The sequence below is a fragment of the Rhodobaculum claviforme genome (genome assembly GCF_016653255.1).
GTDB lineage: Bacteria > Pseudomonadota > Alphaproteobacteria > Rhodobacterales > Rhodobacteraceae > Rhodobaculum > Rhodobaculum claviforme.
The window spans coordinates 14,088-36,052 of record NZ_NHSD01000292.1 but is presented as its reverse complement, the minus strand read 5'-3'; the positions used below and the strand labels follow the sequence as shown (position 1 = coordinate 36,052).

Genomic DNA, 21,965 nt, shown 5'->3' with positions numbered 1-21,965 from the left:
CGCGGGTGCCGGGGCGGGCACCGCCGCAGCGCCACCGGCTGGGCGCCCCCGGCGCCGAGCGGTGGGTCGAGGTGACAGCCGCCCCGCGCGGCCCCGGTGCCGCGCCGGGCCATGTGGTGGCGCTGCGCGATGTCACCGCCGCCGCGCGCGCCACCCACGAGGTCGAACAGCTGAGCCAGATCGCCCGGCGCACCGGCGATCTGGTGGTCATCACCGATACCGACCACCGCATCGACTGGGTCAACCCGGCCTTTGAGGCGCGCACCGGCTGGCGGCTGGAGGATGTCCGCGGCCACCTCCCCGAGAGCATCCTGCAAAGCCCCGAGGCCGACGCGGCCGAGGTCGCGCGCATCCGCGGCGCGCTGCTGGAGGGGGCGTCGGCCAGCGGGCTCTTGCTGTGCCGCACCCGGACGGACGATGCCTTCTGGGCCGAGATCGACGCCTATCCGCTGCGGGACTCGGACGGGCGGACGACGGGCCATGTCACGCTGGCCACCGACGTCACCGCGCGCCGCGCGCAGGAGGCCAAGCTGGAGCGCCTTGCGCAGGAGGCCACGCGGGCGCGCGAGCGGCTGGAGATGGCGGTGGAGGCGCTGCCGGACGCGTTTGCGTTTTTCGACGCCGAGGACCGGCTGGTGCTGTGCAACGAGCGCTATCGCACCTTTCATCCGCGGTCGGGGTACATGATCTCGCCGGGGGTGCAGTTCGCGGACTTTGCCCGGGCGGTGGCCCACAGCGGCGATGTCGCCGACGCCGTGGGCCGCGAGGAGGCGTGGCTGGCCGAGCGCCTGGCCTCGCACCGCGAGGGGCGCCCGGGCGGCGAGCACCGCATGGCCGACGGCAGCTGGCTGCGGGTGATCGAGCGCGTCACCGCCGACGGCGGCCGCGTCGGCATGCGCGTCGACATCACCGAGCTGAAGGAGGCCGAGCGGCGGCTGGCCGACATCATCCACGGCGCGCAGGTCGGCACCTGGGAGTGGCACCTGGCCAGCGGCGAGAACCGCATCAACGCGCGCTGGGCCGAGATCGTGGGCTATTGCCCCGACGAGATCGACCGCTCGGGCATCGATCTGTGGCGGGCGCTGGTGCACCCCGACGACCTGGCCCGCGCCGAGGCGCGGCTGGCGCGGGTGTTCGCCCGCGAGATCGACCAGTTCGAGTATGAATTGCGCATGCGCCACCGTGACGGCCACTGGGTCTGGGTGCTGTCGCGCGGGCGGGTGGCGCGTTGGTCGCCCGACGGCAAGCCCGAGGTGATGGCCGGGGTGCACATGGACATCACCGCCCTCAAGCGCGCCGAGGAACGGCTGGAGGCGATCCTGCACGCCGCCGAAGCCGGCACCTGGGAGACCGATCCCGCGCGCGGCGGCATGCGCATCAACGACCGCTGGGCGGAGATGCTGGGCTACACCGTGGACGAGCTTGCGCCCCTGCCGGAACACGGTTTTCGCACCCTGATGCACCCCGACGACCGCGCCCGGCTGGAGGCGGAGTTCGGCATGGACCTGGAGGGCCGCCCCGATCGCTTCAGCGTGGAGGTGCGGGTGCGCCACAAGGCCGGTGCCTGGGTCTGGCTGCTGGCGCGCGGCCGGGTGCTGGCGCGCGACGCCAACGGCCGGCCGGTGCGCACCGCGGGCATCCACCTCGACATCACCGAGCGCAAGCGGCTGGAGCAGCAGCTGGTGGCCGAGCGCGATTACATGTCGCGGCTGATGGAGACGAATGTCTCGGGCATCACCGCGCTGGATGGCGACGGGCGCATCATCTATGCCAACCGCGAGGCCGAGGCGATCCTGGGCTTGTCGGCGGCGGCGGTGGACCGGCGCAGCTATGCCGATCCGCGCTGGCAGATCACCGCCCCCGACGGCGGGCCGCTGGCCGATGCCGAGCTGCCCTTTACCCGCGCCATGACCGAGGGGCGGGTGGTGCGCGACGTGCGCTTCGCCATCGCCTGGCCCGACGGCACCCGGCGGCAGCTGTCGGTCAACGCGGCGCCGCTGCTGGCCGAGGGGCTGCAGGCGCGGGTGGTCTGCGCGATCACCGACATCACCGAACAGGTCGCCACCGAAGCCGCCCTGCGCAGCGCCGCCGAGCGGGCCGAGGCCGCCAGCGAGGCCAAGTCGCGGTTCCTGGCCAACATGAGCCACGAGATTCGCACCCCCCTGAACGGGGTCCTCGGGATGGCGCAGGTGCTGGAGGAGGAGCTGTCCGAGCCGCGCCACCGCCGCATGCTGGAGGTGATCCGCGAATCCGGCGAGATGCTGCTGGGCGTGCTCAACGATGTCCTCGACATGTCCAAGATCGAGGCCGGCAAGGTTACGCTGGAGCAGGTCGCCTTCGTGCCCGCCGATCTGGCACGGCGGATCGAGGCGATGCACGCCCTGCGCGCCGCCGAGAAGCATCTGTCGCTGGAGGTCGTGGCCGCCCCCGGCGCCGAGCGCGCGCGGCTGGGCGATCCGGGCCGGGTGGAGCAGATGCTGCACAACCTGGTCGGCAACGCCGTCAAGTTCACCGAGGCGGGCGGCGTGCGGGTGACGCTGGAGGGGGGGTGTGGCCCGCTGCGGGTGGTCGTCCATGACACCGGGATCGGCATGACGGACGATCAGTTGGCGCGCATCTTCGAGGATTTCGAACAGGCCGACGGCACGGTGACCCGCCGGTTCGGGGGCACCGGGCTGGGCATGTCCATCGTGCGCCGCCTGGTGGCGCTGATGGGCGGCCAGATCACGGTCGACAGCATCCCTGGCGCGGGCACCCAGGTGCGCGTCGCGCTGCCGCTGCCGCTGGCCGAGGGTGGCCCGCGCGATGCCGTCCCCGTGCCCGCCCAGCCGCTGGAGGGGCTGCGCGCGCTGGCGGCCGACGACAACGCCACCAACCGGCTGATCCTCCAGGCGATGCTGTCGGCGCTGGGCGGGGCCGTGACGATGGTGCCCGACGGGCAGGCCGCGGTGGAGGCGTGGGCGCCGGGGCGGTTCGATCTGATCCTGCTGGACATCTCGATGCCGGGGCTGGACGGTCTGGGCGCGCTGGCCGCGATCCGCCTGCGCGAGGCCGAGGCGGGTGTGCCACCCGCGCCCGCGGTGGCGATCACCGCCAACGCCATGGCCCATCAGGTGGCGCAGTACATGGGCGCGGGCTTTGCCGCCCATGTCGGCAAGCCGTTCCGCCGCGAGGACCTGGCGCGGACGCTGTTGCGCGTGCTGGACCGCGCCCCGCCCGCGCAGCGGTGACAGCCCCCGCCGCCGCGTGCTAGCCGGTCTTCGGAGGATCGGGAGGGGACGGACGTGAACATCGCGAACTGGCTGGTGCGCAGCGCGCAGACGCGCGGGACGGCGCCCGCGCTGATGGCGGGCGCGCGGGAGGTGGCGGATTACGCGGGCTTTGCGCGGTCCGCTGGGGCGCTGGCGGGGGCGCTGGCGGCGCGCGGGATCGCGCCCGGCGACCGGGTCGCGCTGTTGGCGGGCAACCGGCCGGAGTATCTGGTGGCGGTGTTCGGGATCTGGACCGCCGGGGCGGTGGCGGTGCCGGTCAACGCCCGCCTGCATCCGCGCGAGGCGGCGTGGATCCTGTCCGACAGCGGCGCGGCGCTGGCGCTGGTGGCCCCCGACGCAGCACCCGATCTGGCGGGCGTGACCGAGGTGCCGCTGATGGCGCTGCCGGGTCCCGACTGGGCGGCGGCGGTGGCCGGGCCGCCCGCGCCGGTGGTGCCGCGGGGGCAGGGCGATCTGGCGTGGCTGTTCTACACCTCGGGCACCACGGGGCGGCCCAAGGGGGTGTGCATCACGCATGGCATGCTGGCGGCGATGTCGCTGTGCTATCCCGTCGACGTGGACCCGGTGGGGCCGCAGGACGCCGCGCTGTATGCGGCCCCCATGAGCCATGGGGCGGGCCTCTATGCGCCGATCCATGTGCGCATGGGGGCGCGGCATCTGGTGCCGCCCTCGGGCGGGTTCGACGCGGCCGAGGTGCTGGATCTGGCCGCATCCCACGGCCCGGTGTCGATGTTCCTGGCGCCCACCATGGTGCGCCGGCTGCTGGAGGCCGCGCGCGCCTCGGGGCGGCGGGGCGAGGGGCTGCGCACCGTCGTCTATGGCGGCGGGCCGATGTATCTGGCCGACATCACCGCCGCCGTCGACTGGTTCGGCCCGCGTTTCGTGCAGATCTATGGTCAGGGCGAATGCCCGATGGCCATCACCGCGCTGAGCCGGGCCGAGGTCGCGGACCGCACCCATCCCGACTGGCGCGCGCGCCTCGGCTCGGTCGGGCGGGCGCAGAGCCTGGCGGAGGTCGCGGTGATCGATGACGCGGGCGCGCCGCTGCCGGTGGGCGAGGCGGGCGAGATCGTGGTGCGCGGCGCCCCGGTGATGCCCGGCTACTGGCGCAATCCCGAGGCCAGCGCGAAAACCCTGTGCGACGGTTGGCTGCGGACCGGCGACGTGGGCCAGCTGGACGGCGACGGATACCTGACGCTGGTCGACCGTTCTCGGGACGTGATCATCTCGGGCGGGACCAACATCTATCCCCGCGAGGTCGAGGAGGCCCTGCTGGAACACCCCGACGTGGCCGAGGCCGCCGTCATCGGCCGCCCCAGCCCCGAGTGGGGCGAGGAGGTGGTGGCGTTCCTCGTGCCCCGCGCGGCGCTGCGCCGCGCGGCGCTGGAGGCGCATTGTCTGGAGCGGATGGCCCGGTTCAAGCGGCCCAGGGCATGGTATGCAGTGGCATCCCTTCCAAAGAACAATTACGGCAAGGTGCTGAAGACCGAGTTGCGCGCCCGGCTGGCCGCCGGGACCGAACAGGAGGACATCGCATGACGGATCTGACGGGCAAGACGGCGCTGGTGACAGGCTCCACCTCGGGGATCGGGCTGGCCATCGCCGAGGCGCTGGGGGCTGCGGGCGCGCGCATCGCGCTGCACGGGCTGGCCGGCGACATGGAGATCCACGACGCGACCGAGCGGGTGCGCGCCGCCGGCAGCCCCGAGGTGGCGTTCTTCGGTGGCGACATGCGCAACCCCGAGCGCATTCACGAGCTGATGGCGGCGGTCGATGCCTGGGGCGGCGTGGACATCCTCGTCAACAACGCCGGCATCCAGCACACCGCCCCCACCACCGAGATGCCCGACGACAAGTGGGAGGCGATCATCGCCATCAACCTGTCGGCGTGTTTCCACACCATGAAGGCGGCGCTGCCTGGGATGGCCGCGCGGGGCTATGGGCGGGTTGTCAACATCGCCTCGACCCACGGGCTGGTGGCGTCGAAGGAAAAGGCGCCCTATGTCGCGGCCAAGCACGGGCTTGTGGGCATGACCAAGGTGGTGGCGCTGGAGCATGCGGCGCTGGGGGATGCGGCCTCGGGCGGGGTGACGGCGAACTGCATCTGTCCGGGCTGGACCGAAACCGCCCTGATCGAGCCGCAGATCGAGGCCCGCGCCAAGGCCCGCGGCGGCGACCGCACCGCCGCGATCGCGGATCTGCTGTCGGAGAAGCAACCCTCGCAGCGCATGACCAGCCCCGCCGATCTGGGGGCGCTGGCGGTGTGGTTGTGCAGCCCCGCCGCGCACAACATCACCGGGGTGGCGATCCCCGTGGACGGCGGCTGGACCGCGCAGTAATGGCGGGCGCGGCCGTCGCGGCTGCGGGCGACCTTGCGCGGCGCGCGGCGGGTCCCCACGTCCCTTTTGTGGGGGGCCTGCGCGGCCCTCCGCACACCTCATCGAGGTCATCGCCCTGACGCGGGTCAGGCAACCCTGATTTTCCCTGAGGATCGGTCCGTCCGGCACGTCGCCGGTGCGGTCATTCACCCTGCGAGGATGTCATGGGCAAAGGCAACAACAAGCGCGGAAACAAGGAAGTGAAGAAGCCGAAGCAGGAGAAGCCCAAGGTGCTGGCGACGGCCAACTCCGGCGTGGCGAAACCGATGACCCTGGGCGAGAAGAAAGACCGCAGCCGGTAGGCGGCGGCCCCCGCACGCCCCCGCACCGCCCGGCGGTGCAGGGGGGGGGGCGGTAGCGCGCCTGTGGCTGGCGGCTGCGCCCGTGCGGGGCCGGTGTCGTGCCGGATCGGGACCCTTGCGCGCCCCGCTCCGGGGCGGGCCGGGTCCCCCGGCGACAGTCCGCGACCGGGTCGGGGCCGCGCGGCGCGGTGGCCGGGCCGCGGATCCGCCGTCGGCGCCGGGCCGCCATCCGAACGGAGAGGCCGATCACCCGAAGGGCGCCGCCGATCGCCGTCTGCGCACCCCCGCGTGCCCGCCGCGGCAGCTATGACACCCTCCGTGGTGGCCGCCCGGCCGCCGAAACATCGGAGGGAGTGGCGCGGTGATGGATCACAAGGCACGGACCGCTTTGGCAGCCCCGCTCGTGGCGGCGCTGGTGCTTTCGGCCGCGGCGGCCAATGGCGCGACCTTGCGGACGCTGTCCGGGGGGGATGGCGCCTTCAATGCGCTGTGCGCGGCGGGCAACGCGGTCGGAACCGGCAATCAGGCCTGCGAGTTTGCCGTCGGTGAAATGCGGACCGGGGCTGTCGGTGGCGCCCAGACATGGGAGGTCGGCGTGCAGAACCCGCCCGGATCGCCCGTCAGCACGCGCAATTATGCCTGGGGCAACGGCGCGGCGCAGGCGTTCGTGTTTTCCTTCAGCGGCGGCACCCTGACCCTTGCGGTCGGTGCGGCGGGGGCGACGCAGGTGGTCTCGACGGCGACGGGGGTCGACCTGGGCGGCATGTCGTCGATGTTCCTCCGCACCCGCACCGCACAGGAGGGGTTCGAGGGCGTGAAGCTGTTCGACATGACAGTGACGGGGGCCGCGCCGGGCGGGGGTGCGGTTGGTGTGCACGACCTGCCCGACCTGACCTCGTCCGCGCCGGGGTCGACCGGGGCGGGCTATGTTCAGGTGTCGGACGTGGACTGGAGCGCGGACTGGACGCTGGCGGGCTCGATCCGCTTCAGCTGGGACCCCGATCTGGCCTGCCCCTGCGGATCCAACCTGAATGTCAATTTCAAGCTGACCGATCTGGAGACGCTGTCGGGGGGGCCGCCGAGCAGTGTCATCCCGCTGCCGGCCGCCGGATGGCTGCTGCTGAGCGGGGTTGCGGGGCTGGGCTGGCTCGGGCGGCGGCGCGCGGTGGTCTGATCGGGGTCGGCGCTCGCGGGTCCCGTGGCGGTGTGTGGACCACCCGACGGCTGTTGGACCAGGTCTGCTGCCGTGACAGCCGGGGACCGCTGAGACTTCGCGGGAGCGCGTGGGGTCGGTCGTCAGGGACGGTGGGGGGTTGCGAGGGAGGTAATCGACCTCAGCTCCGGCACCACGGCTGCACGGTCCCGCTCCCGCCGCCAGCCGCCATTGCCCCCGCGCCGGTTTTCGCGCCCGCAGGCCGCGGCGGCCCCCAGGGCATGGCTTGCCGCCTGCCGGAGGCAGCCGTGCTCTCGCCACGGGGCCGGCGGCGTCGTGGCGCGGATGCCGCTCAGAAGCTGATCGGAGGGTGTGCCGAGGTGCAGTGTGGGCGCGGATATCCCTGATATATTTGTATAAGATATGCTTCGGAACTCATCGCGCCCCGCCGCATGCGCGTCAGGCGGGTGGCGTGGAGGAGGCTGTCGGTCAGATCATCGATGCCCGGAAGCTGCACAGTGCCGGGGATGGTGCCGGGGGGGGCCGCATGGCGCCGTCGCGGGTCGGTCCCCGAACGCCCGGCGCGCATCGGCGGCCATGGCGCCTGGCTGTCTTTTCCGCGGGACATGAACGCCCCGACATGGACGGCAGCGCCTGGCGCCGACCGGCGGACGGCCCCCGTGTCCGGGCCGACGCCAGCGCCGAGGGCGATGGCGGACCTGCCTGGCACCGATGGGGCCGGAGGCGGCGCGGGCGCTCCCTGGGCGGGGGGCGGCACGCTGCGGGTCCTTTGGCCTCGCGGCACTCGGGGCAACACGGCTACCGTCGGCGCGGGGTTTGCACTACCGTGGGCTACGGTTCCATCTGAATGCAGGGAGGCAGCGCGTGGCGGAGCGGACAACGGGGCGGGCACCGGGCGGGCACGATGCGGATCTGGCGCCGCTGTGGCGGGCACTGGAGCAATACCGCGACCGGGTGGCCGCGCGCCCCATCGCGGCGCTGTTCGACGCCGATCCGGCGCGCGCCGAGGCGTTCTCGGTCAGCGCGGCCGGGCTGATGCTCGATTACTCCAAGACCGGGGTGTGTGCGCAGGGGATGGCGCATCTTCTGGCGCTGGCCGATGGCGCCGGGGTGGAGGCGCGCCGGGACGCGATGTTCCGGGGCGCCGCGATCAACGAGACCGAGGGCCGGGCGGTGCTGCACACCGCGTTGCGTGATCCCGACGGGCCGCCGCTGGTGGTCGACGGGGTGGATGTGCGCCCGGGCATCGCCGGGACGCTGGCGCGGATGGAGGCGATGGCCGCCGATGTGCGCGCGGGCCGGGTCCGCGGGGCGGGCGGGGCGATCACGGATGTGGTCAATATCGGGATCGGCGGATCGGACCTCGGGCCTGCGATGGCGGTGCAGGCGCTGGCGCCGTACCACGACGGGCCGCGGTGTCATTTCGTCTCGAACGTGGACGGGGCGCATGTGCATGACGTGCTGGCGGGGCTGGACCCGGCGCGGACACTGGTGATCGTGGCCTCCAAGACCTTCACCACGCTGGAGACGATGACCAACGCCGCCACCGCACGCGACTGGATGGCCCGCGCCGTGGCCGATCCGGGGGCGCAGTTCGTGGCGCTGTCGTCGGCCGGGGACCGCGCGGCGGCGTTCGGCATCCCGCCCGATCGGGTGTTCGGCTTCGAGGACTGGGTCGGCGGGCGCTACTCGGTCTGGGGGCCGATCGGGTTGTCGCTGATGCTGGCCATCGGGCCGGAGCGGTTCCGCGACTTCCTTGCGGGGGCGGCGGCGATGGACGCGCATTTCCGCAGCGCCCCGCTGGCGTCCAGCATGCCGGTGCTGCTGGCGCTGGTGGGGGTGTGGCATGCGCAGGTCTGCGGGCATGCGACCCGCGCGGTCATCCCCTATGATCAACGGCTGGCGCGGCTTCCGGCGTATCTGCAGCAGCTGGAGATGGAGTCGAACGGCAAGCGCGTGGGGATGGACGGGCGCGACCTCGATCGTCCCTCGGGGCCGATCGTGTGGGGGGAGCCGGGAACCAATGGCCAGCACGCCTTCATGCAGTTGATCCATCAGGGCACGCGCGTCGTGCCGGTGGAGTTCCTGCTGGCCGCGCGCGGTCACGAGGCGGATCTGGCGCATCACCACCGCCTGCTGGTCGCCAACTGCCTGGCGCAGGCCGAGGCGCTGATGCGGGGGCGCACGCTGGAGGCGGCGCGCGCCGGGCTGTCGGCCGCAGCCCTGGGCGGTGCCGAGCTGGAGCGCCAGGCCCGCCACCGGGTGTTTCCCGGCAACCGGCCCTCGACGGTGCTGCTGTATTCCCGGCTGACGCCGCGGATGCTGGGGGCCGTCCTGGCCCTTTATGAGCATCGGGTGTTCGTGGAGGGCGTGATCCTCGGCATCAACCCGTTCGATCAATGGGGCGTGGAGCTGGGCAAGGAGCTGGCCGTCAGCCTGACGCCGCTGCTGGAGGGGACGGCCGAGGGCGGCGCGCACGACGCCTCCACCCTGCGGCTGGTGGCGATGGTGCGCGCGGATGGTGTCGCCCCGGGATGATGGGCGCGGGTGCCGAAGCCGCTGTGGTGAAGCCGGTGTGATGGGGCGGCCTCTTGGCATCGCTGCGCAGGTCGCCTATCTGCCCGCCCATGTTCGAGACATTCCTGCGCCGGCTGATCCGGCCCGATCCCATGCCCCTGCCGCAAGCCGATGCCCGGCTGGCGCTGGCGGCCCTGCTGGTGCGGGCGGCGCGCGTCAACGGCGATTATGACCCCGCACAGGTGGTTGCCATCGATGCCGCCCTCGCGCGTCGCTACGGCTTCGGGGCGGATGACGCCGCCGCCCTGCGCGCCCGCGCCGAAGGTCTGGAGAGCGAGGCGCCCGACACCGTGCGCTTCACCCGCGCCGTCAAGCAGGCAACCGCACTGGAAGATCGCGCGGCCGAGCTGGAGATGCTGTGGGAGGTGATCCTGTCCGACGGCGCGCGCGACCACGAGGAGGACGGGTTCATGCGCCTTGTGGCGGACCTGCTGGGGTTCTCCGATCGCGACAGCGCGCTGGCCCGCCAGCGCGTGGCCGAGCGGATGGCGTAAGGCACCAGCTCCGCGCGGGGCAGGGACCACCGAGGCGCTGATCCTTTCCCGGTCCCATGGCTCTCGGCTGCTGCGCCGCCCCGTTCGTGTTTCGGCGCACAGGACGCTTGCAGAGAACCGGATCCGAGGGCCTTGCGCAAGGTTCTGGCCGTTCGCCCCCAGGACCCGCGACCGGGGCGCCGGACAACTTGACATCATGTGCGGTGCGGAGGATGGCATAAGGGCCACGCCACCGGCAGACGCCTGCGGGAGTGGCGCCACGGAAGGGATGACGTCATGACCGTTCGCCTGAAGCGCCTCGGCATGGGAGTCGCGATGTCGGTCGTGCCTCGGCTTCCTGCATCGCTGGCGATGCGGATTACTCCGTCGCCCGTCTGGCTGGTGTCGCTTCTCCTGACGCGGGACGATCCGGCCGCGGCGGTGCGGTGCCTCAAGCGGCTCGCCGCGACCAGTCCCGAGATAGCTGCCCTTCTGCGCATCGACGAACAGCTGCAGTCCGGGGCCATCCCTGCCGATGCAATCGCCGACGCGATGCCAATCCCGGTGTTGCAGGCTTTCGTCACCACCGGGATTGCGCCTCTCCGGCATGCTGCCAAGGCGTTCAACGCGCTCGGGTGCCTGCGGCTGGGGGGGGCACTGAGGGCGCTCGTGCTTTTGCGGGTTGCCGCTGCGAACATTGCCTCCGGCGAGGACCGCGGATGGCAGCACGAGGCAGTACTTCTGGAGATCGCGGCCAACGATCACTGCGCGCGGTTCATGGCCCGCCCGGAGGTGATGCCAGAGGCCTGCCGCACGGCGCTTCAGGAAGAACTGCAAGCGGTCGCCGGCTGGAGCCTGGCGCGCAAGGTCTCGGTTCTCGTGGGCCAGGACAGCCCCGCCATGCCGGCGTTGCGCGCGCGCATGGCCGGCCGCAGCCTTCGGTTCCAGGGTCCGTCGAGCCGTTCCTCCGATCTGGACGATACGCCGGCCGATCTGACATGCGTCGTCGGCTACTCCGGACCTGGCTCGCTGGCCCGCCCGGTCGACAGCATTGGTGTGTCGCTATACAAGAAGCACAAGATCGCGGCGATGCGCGGGGACGGACTGCTGCATCACATGGCGGACGTGCAGGTTCCGGTGCTCAACCCGGAGGACCTGCGCCAAGAACGTGCGTTTTATGCGGACCTGATCGAGAAATATGGAGCCAGTTTGACGAATGTGCGCTGGGCGTCCCTGAACTCCCAGATGAATGCGGGCACGGAACTGTTTGTCTGGATGTTGAACTGCGGCGCTTCCTCGGTTTCTGTCAGTCACCTTGACCTGTTCTTGAACCGAACCTATCCCCCCGGTTACCTGGCCGGCGGCAAGGCGCAAGCCTCCCGTGACGGGCCAGGCTGGCAGATGGAGGAGTGGTCGCAGTTGAAGAGCTTCGGCTACCATGAGCCCAGCCAGCAGTTCGCGATCTACAGGGCGTTTCATCCGCATCGCGAGGTGGCGTACGATGGCATACTCGATGCGATCGTGGAGAAACCATTCAGCGCCTACGCGAGCGCGCTTGAGGACGGCTATCGAGTTTGGCGCGGTCGGGCCGAGGCGTGAGGGGGTCCTTCTGAATGCTGGCCTGGTTGCAATGGAGGCTCAAGGGTCTGGCTATGGACCTGGCCTATCGGCTGCCGCTGGCGCTTGTGGCCCGATTGGCGCCATCGCCGATGCGGATGATTTCCTTCTATCTGGCAAAAGCCGATTCACCTCGGGCGTTGCAATACCTTGACCACTTGGTTCGAATCTCGCCCGAGGTTGGCTGCCTCATGCGGCTTGACGAGCGGTTGCGGAGGGGAAGCATAAGTGGCGTCGATCTGGTGGATTCAATCCCGAGCTCGATCTTGCGGAAGCTCAATTCCTACAAGGATGTACATCTGAACGATGCCGCAAGGGCCTTCAACCGCTTGGGTTGCCTTCGGTTGGGAGGAGCCCTGCGAGGCCTTCTGCTGATCAAGCTCGTGCAGCAGAGATTTCGGAGCCCGGCGAAGCAAGGCTGGGAGCTTGACGCTTTGCTCCTTGAGGTTTCTGCCAATGACTACAGCCGCCGCCTTTTTTCGCGTCCCGAGCTTTGGGAGGATGGCCTTGACAGGCAAGTTCAGGACCGCATCGAATTGCTTCGATGCTCTGACATGTTGGTCAAGCTGCGCGTTTTTGTTGATTCGGAAAGACTGCCATGCGGGGAACACGAGGCCTCTCTGAGCGGCTTGTCGGTGCTGCTACAGGGGCCGTCGAGGAGGGAGTCCAATCTGGCTGGTACACCTTGTGACGTGGTTGGCACCATCGGTTACTCTGGAGCCGGCTCCCTCGCCAGGCTCGTTGAAGGCAGGCACGTATCCTTCTACCGGCCATACAAAATTCGCGCAATGATTGCTGAAGGGTTAACCGAAAGATTTAACGATGTTGACCTGGCGGTTGTCACCAAGCGAGGCCTCGGTGTTTTGGAGGCACAGTTCACGCCAGAGTGCAGGGTTGCCTGCTCCAAGGTGCGAGAGAGGTTTGGACTTGGTTTCCTGAACGGAGGAACGGAGTTTCTGATCTGGCTCTTGGCATGCGATCTGAACCGGCTCTTCGTCACAAATGTCGATCTTTTTCTCAACCCAGCGTACCCGGTCGGTTATCTGCCGAGCAACTACCAGAAATCTCACCTTTCAAAGGATGCTGCGCAATGGCAGACACAGTCGTGGGCGACGCTAATGGTTTTTGGAGATCATGAACCGAGTCAGCAGTACTCTATCTACAAGGCCTTTCATGGTTACGATTCCGTTGTATACGACTCGATGCTTGATGCAATTGTATCTGCGCCGTTCAGCGCATACGCGGAGGCGCTTGAAGATGCCTATCGGGTTTGGCCCCAAGGTCCCGTCGTCGATTGCTGCGGTGGTGGCTCGGCTTGACAGTGGTGCACTGATGCGGTGATCGTGAAATCCACGGCATCATTCTCTTGAGGGAAATGACAATCAATATGACTGGCGGCACGCTTCTTGACTGCACATTCCGGGACGGCGGATACTACAACGCCTGGGATTTCTCGCCCGCGCTGATCACACAGTACCTCGGGGCCATGCGGGCCGCGCAGGTGGATGTGGTGGAGCTGGGGTTCCGTTTTCTGCGCAACGAGGGGTTCAAGGGGCCCTGCGCCTTCACCACCGATGACTTCCTGCGCAGCCTGCCGATCCCACCGGGGCTGACGGTGGGGGTGATGCTCAACGGGGCGGATCTGTGCACCGACTTGGGCCGGGGCGCCGCGCTGCAGAGGCTGTTTCCCGAACCGGCCGCATCCACGCCGGTCGATCTGGTCCGCTTTGCCTGCCATTTCCATGAGCTGGAGACGGTTCTGCCCGCCGTCGGCTGGCTGCACGAGCGCGGCTACCGGGTCGGGCTGAACCTGATGCAGATCGCCGACCGCTCGCGAACGCAGGTCGCCGAGCTTGCGAAAATGTCCCGCGACTGGCCGGTGGAGGTGCTGTATTTTGCCGACTCCATGGGCTCCATGACGCCCGACGACACCGCCCGCATCGTCGGCTGGCTGCGCGACGGGTGGGAGGGGCCGCTGGGCATCCACACCCACGACAACATGGGGCTTGCGCTGTCCAACACGCTGCGTGCCGCGGCCGAGGGCGTCACCTGGCTCGATGCCACCGTCACCGGGATGGGGCGCGGCCCGGGCAACGCCCGCACCGAGGAACTGGCGATCGAGGCGGAGGGCCTGCGCAACCGGCGCGCCAATCTCGTGCCGCTGATGGGCCTGATCCGCAAGCACTTCGGCCCGATGAAGGCGCAGTACGGCTGGGGCACCAACCCGTATTACTTCCTTGCCGGAAAGTACGGCATCCATCCCACCTATATCCAGGAAATGCTGGGCGACGCGCGCTATGACGAGGAGGACATCCTTGCCGTGATCGACCATCTGCGCGCCGAGGGCGGCAAGAAGTTCAGCTTCAACACCCTCGACGGCGCGCGGCAGTTCTACAGCGGCGCGCCGCGTGGCAGCTGGGCCCCGTCCGAGGTCATGGCCGGCCGCGACGTGCTGATCTTGGGCACCGGGCCGGGCGTGGCCGCGCATCGCCCTGCGCTGGAGGCCTATATCCGCCGCGCCCGGCCGCTGGTGCTGGCGCTCAACACCCAGTCGGCCATCGATCCCGCGCTGATCGACCTGCGCATTGCCTGCCACCCGGTCCGTCTTCTCGCCGACGCCGAGGCCCACGCGGCGCTTCCGCAACCGCTGATCACCCCGGCCTCCATGCTGCCCGAAACCCTCCGGGCCGAGTTCGGCGACAAGGAGCTTCTGGATTTCGGGATCGGTATCGAGCCTGGCCGGTTCGAGTTCCACGCGACGCACTGCGTTGCGCCCAACTCTCTGGTTCTGTCCTACGCGCTGTCTGTCGCGGCCAGCGGTCAAGCTTCGCGTATCCTGATGGCAGGCTTCGACGGCTATCCCGCCAGCGACCGCCGCAATGATGAGGTCGATGACATGCTGCTCAAGTTCGTGAATTCCGAATTCACGGGTCCGGTGTTTTCGATAACGCCAAGCGCTTACGGAAATCTTCCCGCGCTCAGCCTGTACGGTATGTGACCATGACTGCATGTGTAATCATACCTGCACGATATGCCTCGTCCCGCTTTCCCGGAAAGCCGCTGATATCATTGCTGGGCAAGCCGATGATCCTGTGGGTTGCCGAACTCTCGGCAAGAGCTGTCGGGCAGGATCATGTCTATGTTGCCACGGAGGATGAGCGGATCGCTGAGGTGGTGCGCGCATCCGGATTCGCTGCGCTGATGACAAGTGCATCCGCCCTGACCGGCACGGACCGTGTTGCCGAAGCCGCACAGAAGATCGATTATGACATCTATGTCAATGTGCAGGGCGACGAGCCGATTGTGGATCCTGCGGACATCCGACGCTGTATTGCGATAAAGTCGAACAACCTTGAGAAGGTTGTGAACGGATACTGCTGGGTTGGCTCTGATGAAGACCCGGCGTCCGTGAATATTCCGAAAGTCATCACCAACGAGTCGGACGATCTGGTTTACATGTCGCGCGTGGCTTTGCCGGGGTTCAAGGATGCGACGAATGCGCCGGACAGGTTCAAGAAGCAGGTGTGCATCTATGGTTTCACCCGGCAGGAGCTCATGGAATATGCGGCGTTCGGCCGAAAGAGTTATTTGGAAAAGTGCGAAGACATCGAGATCCTTCGTTTTTTGGAGATCGAACGAAAGGTTTTGATGTTCCAATGCAAGCCGGGTAGCCTTGCAGTTGATGTTCCCGCGGACGTATCCCCAGTCGAGGCATTGTTGCGGGAACGCCTCAGTTGATTGCGCATGGCCACTACGCGACCCTCGTCTTCGATTGCGACGGCGTCGTCCTCGACTCCAATCGGCTGAAGACGGAGGCATTCCGGCGCGCGGCGCTGCCGTGGGGGGAAGCGGCGGCTGATGCGCTGGTGGCGTATCATATCGCGCACGGAGGGGTGTCGCGGTATGTCAAGTTCCGGCATTTCCTCGATGCGCTGGTGCCAGAGCATGCGCCCGGCGGCTGCGGGCCGGGGCTGGAGGGGTTGCTTGACGCATATGCCGGGGCGGTGCGCGACGGGTTGATGACCTGCGGTGTGGCGCCGGGGCTGGCAGAGCTGCGGGCGGCGACGCCGGGGGTGCGTTGGCTGATCGTGTCGGGCGGCGACCAGGCGGAGCTGCGCGAGGTGTTTGCGGCGCGGGGTCTGGACCGGCACTTCGACGGCGGGATCTTCGGCAGCCCGGACACCAAGGCGGCGATCCTCGCCCGTGAGCTTGCGGCGGGCAACATCCGCCGCCCGGCGCTGTTTCTTGGCGACAGTCGGCTGGACTTTGAGGCGGCGGCCGGTGCCGGGCTGGATTTTACCTTCGTCTCGGGCTGGTCCGAGGTGGCGGACTGGCGCGGCTTTGTTGCCGAACACCGGCTGGCCTGCGTGGCGGGGCTGTCGGATCTGTTGGGCGGGGCAGGTCCGGCCTGACTGCGGACCTCGGGTCTTCAATCCGGCGGCGATCCGGTCCATGGTCGCCGCCGATGACCATGCCGCATGATCCCTTTGCACCCGCGCCGCGCCCGATGCCGACGGTGTCCCCCGATCCCAGGACCCGGCCGCCTCGGCGCGGGCGTGGCGATGGCCGGCCGCACCGTGGGGCGGTCCGGGGCCGCCGGGCATGACCGACGCCCCCTGGCAGGCTCCCACCCCCGAGGAACTGCGCGCCCTGGCCGATGCCACCCTGGCCGAGGCGGTCGCGCTGGCGGAGGGGCTGCGCGCGCTGGGGCCAGCGGTGCAGGTCGCGGCGGGGCTGCTGGCCGCGCTGGTGCTGGCCGTGGTCTGGGCGGTGCTGCGCGCGCGGACCCGGCGCGAGGCGCTGCTGCGCGCCGACCTGATGGCGCGGCTGGCCGATCTGGAGGCCACCACCCGCCGGGCCGAGGCCGCCGAGGCCAACGCCGCCGCGCGCGCCGATGACCTTGCGGCGCTCACGGCCCGGGCGGAGGGGCTGGAGGGCAGCTTGCGGGCTGCCACCGTGACCGAGCGGGACCTGACCGCGCGCGCCGCCGCCCTCGATGCCCGGCTCGAGAGTGCCGAGCGCCGCCTGGCCGAGCGGCGCACCGAGGCCGAGGCGCGCGAGTCCGCCATCGCCGGGCTGCGCGGTCGGCTGGAGGCCGAGCAGGCCGCGCAGCGCGCGTTGCAGGCCCGCATCGCCGGGCTGACCCAGGAGCTGGAGAGCGAACAGGCCCGTGGCGCCGAAAAGGTGGCGCTGCTGTCGTCGGTGCGCGAGGACATGCAGGCGCGTTTCCGCGACCTCGCCGATGCCGCGCTGAAGACCCAGGCGGAGGTGTTCTCCAACACCAGCTTTGCCCGGCTGGAGGCGACGCTGACGCCGCTGAAGGAACATGTCGGCCATTTCGAGAAGGAACTGCGCGCCGTCCACACCGAGACCGCGCGGGACCGCGAGCGCCTGAAGGCCGAGATCGCCGCGCTGTCGAAACGCTCCGAGGAGGTCTCGCACGAGGCGATGGCGCTGACGCGCGCGCTCAAGGGCGACCGGCAGCGGCAGGGCGCCTGGGGGGAGATGATCCTCGAGAGCATCCTCGAACGCTGCGGCCTGCGCGAGGGCGAGGAGTACGAGACCCAGGCCCACCGCACCGACGACGAGGGCGCCCGCCTGCGCCCCGACGTGGTGGTGCGCATCCCCGGCGACCGCACGCTGGTGATCGATTCCAAGGTCTCGCTGAACGACTATGCCGCCGCCGTGAACGCCGAGGACGCGGCCGAGGCCGCCGGCCACCGCAAGCGCCATGTTGCGGCCCTGCGCGCCCACATCACCGGACTGTCGGCCAAGGGCTATCAGCGCGCCGAGGACGCCTCGGTCGACTATGTCATCATGTTCGTGCCCATCGAGGGCGCGCTGTCGGAGGCGCTGCGCGAGGACGGCGGGCTGACCGGCTTTGCGCTGGAGCGCCACATCACCATCGCCACGCCCACCACGCTGATGATGGCGCTGCGCACGGTGGCCCATGTCTGGGCCGTGGAGCGGCGCAACCGCAACGCCGAGGCGATCGCGGACCGGGCCGGCAAGCTCTATGACAAGCTGGTGGGATTTCTGGAAAACATGGAGACGGTGGGCAAGCGCCTCGACCAGGCGCAGGCGGCCTATGGCGACGCGCTGGGGCAGCTGTCGCGCGGGCGCGGCAACCTGCTGTCGCAGGTGGAGACCCTCAAGACGCTGGGCGCCAAGGCCACCAAGACCATCGCCACCGAGTTCGAGGACACCGCCCCCCCGGGCACCCTCGCCGCGGACCCCGAAACCGATCCCCCGAAGTTCGACAGGAAAGCCGACAGGTGATGGATCCTGTCATGGCGGGACAGGCCATTTTGTGTCTGCGCCCCCACCCGTGCCGGGGGCCAGCACCGGCATGGTGGTCGCGTCCATCTGCCGCCGGTCGCTGCGGCGCAGCTCGGCCATCATCGCGTCGATGGTAGTAAGCGGTAACCACCCGGTTGCGGCCGCCTGCCCCGGGGTGGCGGCCCCCTGCGCGTGCGGATGGAAACCGCGGCCGGGCGCCTGTGGATCAGGCGTGCAGCGCCCCGTCGCCGCAGGCCAGCGCCGCCTCGCGCACCGCTTCGGAGTAGGTGGGGTGGGCATGGCAGGTGCGGGCAAGATCCTCGGCCGCGGCGCCGAACTCCATCGCGACGCAGATCTCGTGGATCAGGTCGCCCGCCATCGGGCCGATGATGTGGGCGCCCAGGATGCGGTCGGTGTCCTTGTCAGCCAGGATCTTGACGAAGCCGTCGGCGGCGAAGTTGGCCTTGGCCCGGCCATTGCCCATGAAACTGAACTTGCCGACCTTGTAGGCGCGCCCGGCCTCCTTCAGCGTCTCCTCGGTCTCGCCCACGCTCGCGACCTCGGGGTGGGTGTAGATCACGCCGGGGATGGTGGCGTAGTTCACATGGCCCGCCTGGCCCGCGAGGATCTCGGCCACGGCGTAGCCCTCATCCTCGGCCTTGTGCGCGAGCATCGGGCCGGTGATGGCGTCGCCGATGGCGTAGACGCCCTTGACCGAGGTCTCGTAGCGGCCATCGACCTCCACCTGTCTGCGCTTGGACAGGGTCACGCCCAGTGTGTCCAGCCCCAGCCCGTCGGTGAAGGGACGACGCCCGGTGGCGAGCAGCACCACATCGGCCTCCAGCGTCTGGGCGCTGTCGTCCTTCTTCAGGGTGTAGCTGACCTTGGCCTTGGTCCTGGTGGCCTCCACCCCCTGCACGGCGGCGCCGAGGATGAACTCCATCCCCTGCTTCTTCAGGATGCGCTGGAAGGTCCGCGCGACCTCCATGTCGTTGCCGGGGATCAGCCGGTCGAGGTACTCCAGCACCGTCACCTGCGCCCCCAGGCGGGCATAGACCGAGCCCATCTCCAGCCCGATCACGCCGCCGCCGATCACCGCCAGCCGCTTGGGGATGCGGCCCAGCTCCAGCGCGCCGGTGGAGGTGACCACGACCTTCTCGTCGACCTCCACCCCCGGAAGGGAGGCGGATTCGGAGCCCGAGGCGATCACGATGGCCCGGGCCTCGTGCACGTCGTCGCCGACCTTCACCTTGCCCGGCGCGGGGATGGAGGCCCAGCCCTTGATCCAGTCCACCTTGTTCTTCTTGAACAGGAACTCGATCCCCTTGGTGTTCTGGGCGATGACGTCGTCCTTGTAGGACTGCATCTTGCCCCAGTCGACCTTGGGCTTGCCGCCGCCAAGGCCCATCTCGGCGAAGTTGTGCTCGGCCTCGTGCAGCATGTGGGTGGCGTGCAGCAGCGCCTTGGAGGGGATGCAGCCCACGTTCAGGCAGGTGCCGCCCAGCGTCTCGCGCCCCTCCACGCAGGCGGTGCGCAGGCCCAGCTGGGCTGCGCGGATGGCGCCGACATAGCCGCCGGGGCCGGAGCCGATGAAGATCACGTCATAGCTTGCCATTGGGGGCCTTCCTTTCGGGGGGCGCGCTTCAGATCAGCGCGGCCAGCAGCATCAGAACGGTGGCGACGAAGCCCGCCGCCCAGATGAACGAGCGCCACGGCATCCAGCCGAAGCGGTAGGCCGGCACGAACAGCACCCGAGCGGCCAGGTAGATCCACGCGCAGGCCGCCGTCAGGCCGGACGAGGCGCCCGCCAGCGTCACCACGATGGCCGCGATGGCAAACAGCGGCAGCGTCTCCATGTGGTTCTCATAGGCGCGCTTGAGCCGACCCAGCGCAACCGGCAGCGGCTGCGGCGGGGCGCTGTCGCGTGGCGTGAGGAACCAGTCCGGCCCCATCTCCAGGTTGGCGCGCACCGCGTTCCAGCCCAGCTGAACCACCGCCAGAAGGGCGGCCAGCACCAGAACCGTCAGCTCCGTCGTCATGATCCCTGTCATGGCCTCACCCCTCGAACCCGCGGTCGCGCGCGGCGCCGATCACCTGCGCCTGCGTCTCGGAGGTGCGCTTGCGCCGCGCGTCCGCGATCTGGGCGGCATGCGCATCGGCCGAGGCCGAGCTTTCCGGGCTGAACAACAGGTTGGCTGCGGCGTTGGCGGAGTCCTTCGGGCGCCCGCCCTCCAGCTCGTGCAGGAACAGCGCGGCGCGGATGAAGCGCCGGCCCTGGCGCACGCTTTGCACCACCACCAGCGCCACCAGCGCCACCGCGACCAGAAACAGGATCCCCAGCATCAGAGGTCCATCAACAGGCGCCGCGGGTCCTCCAGCGCCTCCTTGACGCGGACAAGGAACGTCACCGCGCCCTTGCCGTCCACGATCCGGTGGTCATAGCTCAGCGCGAGGTACATCATGGGGCGCGCCACGATCTGACCCTTCACCACCATCGGACGATCCTGGATCTTGTGCATCCCCAGGATCCCCGACTGCGGCGGGTTCAGGATCGGCGACGACATCAGCGAGCCATACACCCCGCCGTTGGAGATGGTGAACGATCCGCCCTGCATGTCGGCCATCGACAGCTTGCCGTCGCGCGCGCGTGCGCCCAGGGACGCGATGGTCTTTTCGATCTCGGCAAAGCCCATGGCCTGCGCATCGCGCAGCACCGGCACCACCAGCCCTGACGGCGTGCCCACCGCCACGCCCATGTGGACATAGTTCTTGTAGACCACATCGGTGCCGTCGATCTCGGCGTTGACCTCGGGCACCTCGTGCAGGGCGTGGCAGCAGGCCTTGACGAAGAAGGACATGAAGCCAAGCTTCACGCCGTGCTTCTTTTCGAACAACCCCTTGTATTCGTTGCGCAGATCCATGATCGGGCCCATGTCCACCTCGTTATAGGTGGTCAGCATGGCCGCGGTGTTCTGCGCATCCTTGAGCCTGCGCGCGATGGTCTGGCGCAGGCGGCTCATCTTCACCCGCTCTTCGCGGGCGGCATCGTCGGCCGGGACGGCGGCGCGCGGTGCCTGTTGGGCTGCGGGGGCGGGCATGGTCGGGGCAGGCGCAGCCTGCGCCGCCGGGGCCGCGTCCGCCGCGGCGCGCGCCACGTCCTCCTTCATGATCCGCCCGTCACGGCCGGTGCCTTCGACCTGATCGCGCGTCAGCCCCTTCTCGGCCATCATCTTCTTCGCCGAAGGGGCGTCTTCCACATCCGCGCGGCCCGCGCCGCTGCGCTCGGCCGCAGCGGCGGTGGGCGGGGCAGGGGCTGCGGCCGCGCCGGTCCCCGTGGCCGCGGCGCCGCCCTCACCGGCCGCCAGGACCGCAAGCTTGCCACCCGCGGCCACCGTGGTCCCGGCCTCGGCGACGATCTGCGACAGCGTGCCGGCGGTGGGGCTCGGGACCTCGACGCTGACCTTGTCGGTCTCCAGTTCGCACAGGATCTCGTCGGCGGCGACGCTGTCGCCCACCGCCTTGAACCAGGTGGCGACTGTCGCCTCGCTGACGCTTTCGCCCAGCGCGGGGACCATGACGTCCACGGTGTCACCCGCCGGAGCCGCGGGTGCGGCGGCCTTGGGCGCGCCGCCGCGGGCCGGTGCGGGTTTGCCGTCGCTCTCGGTCAGGGTTGCCAGCAGCGCATCCACCCCCACCGTGTCGCCCTCGGCCGCGACGATCTCGCCCAGCGTGCCGGCGGCGGGGCTGGGCACCTCCACCGTGACCTTGTCGGTCTCCAGCTCGCACAGCATTTCGTCGGCGGCGACCGTCTCGCCGGGCTTCTTGAACCACGTCGCCACCGTGGCCTCGGTGACGGATTCGCCCAACGTGGGCACGCGGACTTCGATGGACAT

At 69.7% G+C, this 21,965-nt stretch carries 17 protein-coding genes; 13 read left to right on the top strand and 4 right to left on the bottom strand.

Annotated elements, in window-relative coordinates; all coding sequences use genetic code 11:
- The 13 genes from CCR87_RS12845 to CCR87_RS12785 form a co-directional block, all read left to right on the top strand.
- On the top strand, window positions 1-3,230 hold a 3,230-nt coding region (locus CCR87_RS12845; RefSeq protein ID WP_201157925.1), incomplete at its 5' end, for a PAS domain S-box protein.
- 54 nt (window positions 3,231-3,284) lie between these two features.
- The gene (locus CCR87_RS12840) at window positions 3,285-4,811 is read left to right on the top strand and encodes an AMP-binding protein (RefSeq protein WP_201157924.1); all 1,527 of its coding nucleotides are present in this window, start codon (window positions 3,285-3,287) and stop codon (window positions 4,809-4,811) included.
- Window positions 4,808-5,611, top strand: coding sequence for a 3-hydroxybutyrate dehydrogenase (locus CCR87_RS12835; RefSeq protein WP_201157923.1), 804 nt, complete (start codon window positions 4,808-4,810; stop codon window positions 5,609-5,611). The genes CCR87_RS12840 and CCR87_RS12835 overlap by 4 nt, the downstream gene beginning before the upstream one ends.
- Before the next feature lie 203 nt (window positions 5,612-5,814).
- The gene (locus CCR87_RS12830) at window positions 5,815-5,952 is read left to right on the top strand and encodes a hypothetical protein (RefSeq protein ID WP_201157922.1); all 138 of its coding nucleotides are present in this window, start codon (window positions 5,815-5,817) and stop codon (window positions 5,950-5,952) included.
- 388 nt (window positions 5,953-6,340) lie between these two features.
- Entirely contained in the window at window positions 6,341-7,126 is a 786-nt protein-coding gene (locus CCR87_RS12825; protein WP_207186636.1) for a VPLPA-CTERM sorting domain-containing protein, read from the top strand.
- Window positions 7,127-8,038: 912 nt separating this feature from the next.
- Window positions 8,039-9,664, top strand: a complete 1,626-nt coding sequence (pgi, locus tag CCR87_RS12820; RefSeq protein ID WP_201157928.1) for a glucose-6-phosphate isomerase — start codon at window positions 8,039-8,041, stop codon at window positions 9,662-9,664.
- 89 nt (window positions 9,665-9,753) lie between these two features.
- Window positions 9,754-10,197 carry a tellurite resistance TerB family protein gene (locus CCR87_RS12815; protein ID WP_201157920.1) on the top strand — a complete coding sequence of 148 codons (444 nt, stop codon included), beginning with the start codon at window positions 9,754-9,756 and terminating at the stop codon, window positions 10,195-10,197.
- 276 nt (window positions 10,198-10,473) lie between these two features.
- Window positions 10,474-11,775: a hypothetical protein gene (locus CCR87_RS12810; protein ID WP_201157919.1), complete on the top strand. Its 1,302-nt coding sequence runs from the start codon at window positions 10,474-10,476 to the stop codon at window positions 11,773-11,775.
- Window positions 11,776-11,789: 14 nt separating this feature from the next.
- Window positions 11,790-13,112, top strand: coding sequence for a hypothetical protein (locus CCR87_RS12805; protein ID WP_201157918.1), 1,323 nt, complete (start codon window positions 11,790-11,792; stop codon window positions 13,110-13,112).
- Window positions 13,113-13,168: 56 nt separating this feature from the next.
- Entirely contained in the window at window positions 13,169-14,791 is a 1,623-nt protein-coding gene (locus CCR87_RS12800; protein WP_201157917.1) for an aldolase catalytic domain-containing protein, read from the top strand.
- Between the two features lie 2 nt (window positions 14,792-14,793).
- Window positions 14,794-15,531 (top strand): 3-deoxy-manno-octulosonate cytidylyltransferase, encoded by a 738-nt coding sequence (locus CCR87_RS12795; protein ID WP_201157916.1) that lies wholly within the window; start codon window positions 14,794-14,796, stop codon window positions 15,529-15,531.
- Window positions 15,528-16,205, top strand: a complete 678-nt coding sequence (locus CCR87_RS12790) for an HAD family hydrolase (protein ID WP_201157915.1) — start codon at window positions 15,528-15,530, stop codon at window positions 16,203-16,205. Before CCR87_RS12795 ends, CCR87_RS12790 begins: the two co-directional genes overlap by 4 nt.
- A 190-nt stretch (window positions 16,206-16,395) precedes the next feature.
- Window positions 16,396-18,072 carry a DNA recombination protein RmuC gene (locus CCR87_RS12785; protein ID WP_242511998.1) on the top strand — a complete coding sequence of 559 codons (1,677 nt, stop codon included), beginning with the start codon at window positions 16,396-16,398 and terminating at the stop codon, window positions 18,070-18,072.
- Window positions 18,073-18,298: 226 nt separating this feature from the next.
- On the opposite strand, the gene lpdA is transcribed toward CCR87_RS12785, so the two are convergent.
- From lpdA to odhB, 4 genes are read right to left on the bottom strand one after another with little or no spacing between them, the layout of a single operon-like run.
- The gene (lpdA, locus tag CCR87_RS12780) at window positions 18,299-19,687 is read right to left on the bottom strand and encodes a dihydrolipoyl dehydrogenase (protein ID WP_201157914.1); all 1,389 of its coding nucleotides are present in this window, start codon (window positions 19,685-19,687) and stop codon (window positions 18,299-18,301) included.
- A gap of 28 nt (window positions 19,688-19,715) precedes the next feature.
- A complete protein-coding gene (locus tag CCR87_RS12775) occupies window positions 19,716-20,111 on the bottom strand; it encodes an MAPEG family protein (protein ID WP_201157926.1) in 396 nt (131 codons plus the stop codon).
- 16 nt (window positions 20,112-20,127) lie between these two features.
- A complete protein-coding gene (locus CCR87_RS12770; RefSeq protein ID WP_201157913.1) occupies window positions 20,128-20,415 on the bottom strand; it encodes a hypothetical protein in 288 nt (95 codons plus the stop codon).
- Window positions 20,415-21,965 (bottom strand): 2-oxoglutarate dehydrogenase complex dihydrolipoyllysine-residue succinyltransferase, encoded by a 1,551-nt coding sequence (gene odhB, locus CCR87_RS12765; RefSeq protein ID WP_201157912.1) that lies wholly within the window; start codon window positions 21,963-21,965, stop codon window positions 20,415-20,417. Before odhB ends, CCR87_RS12770 begins: the two co-directional genes overlap by 1 nt.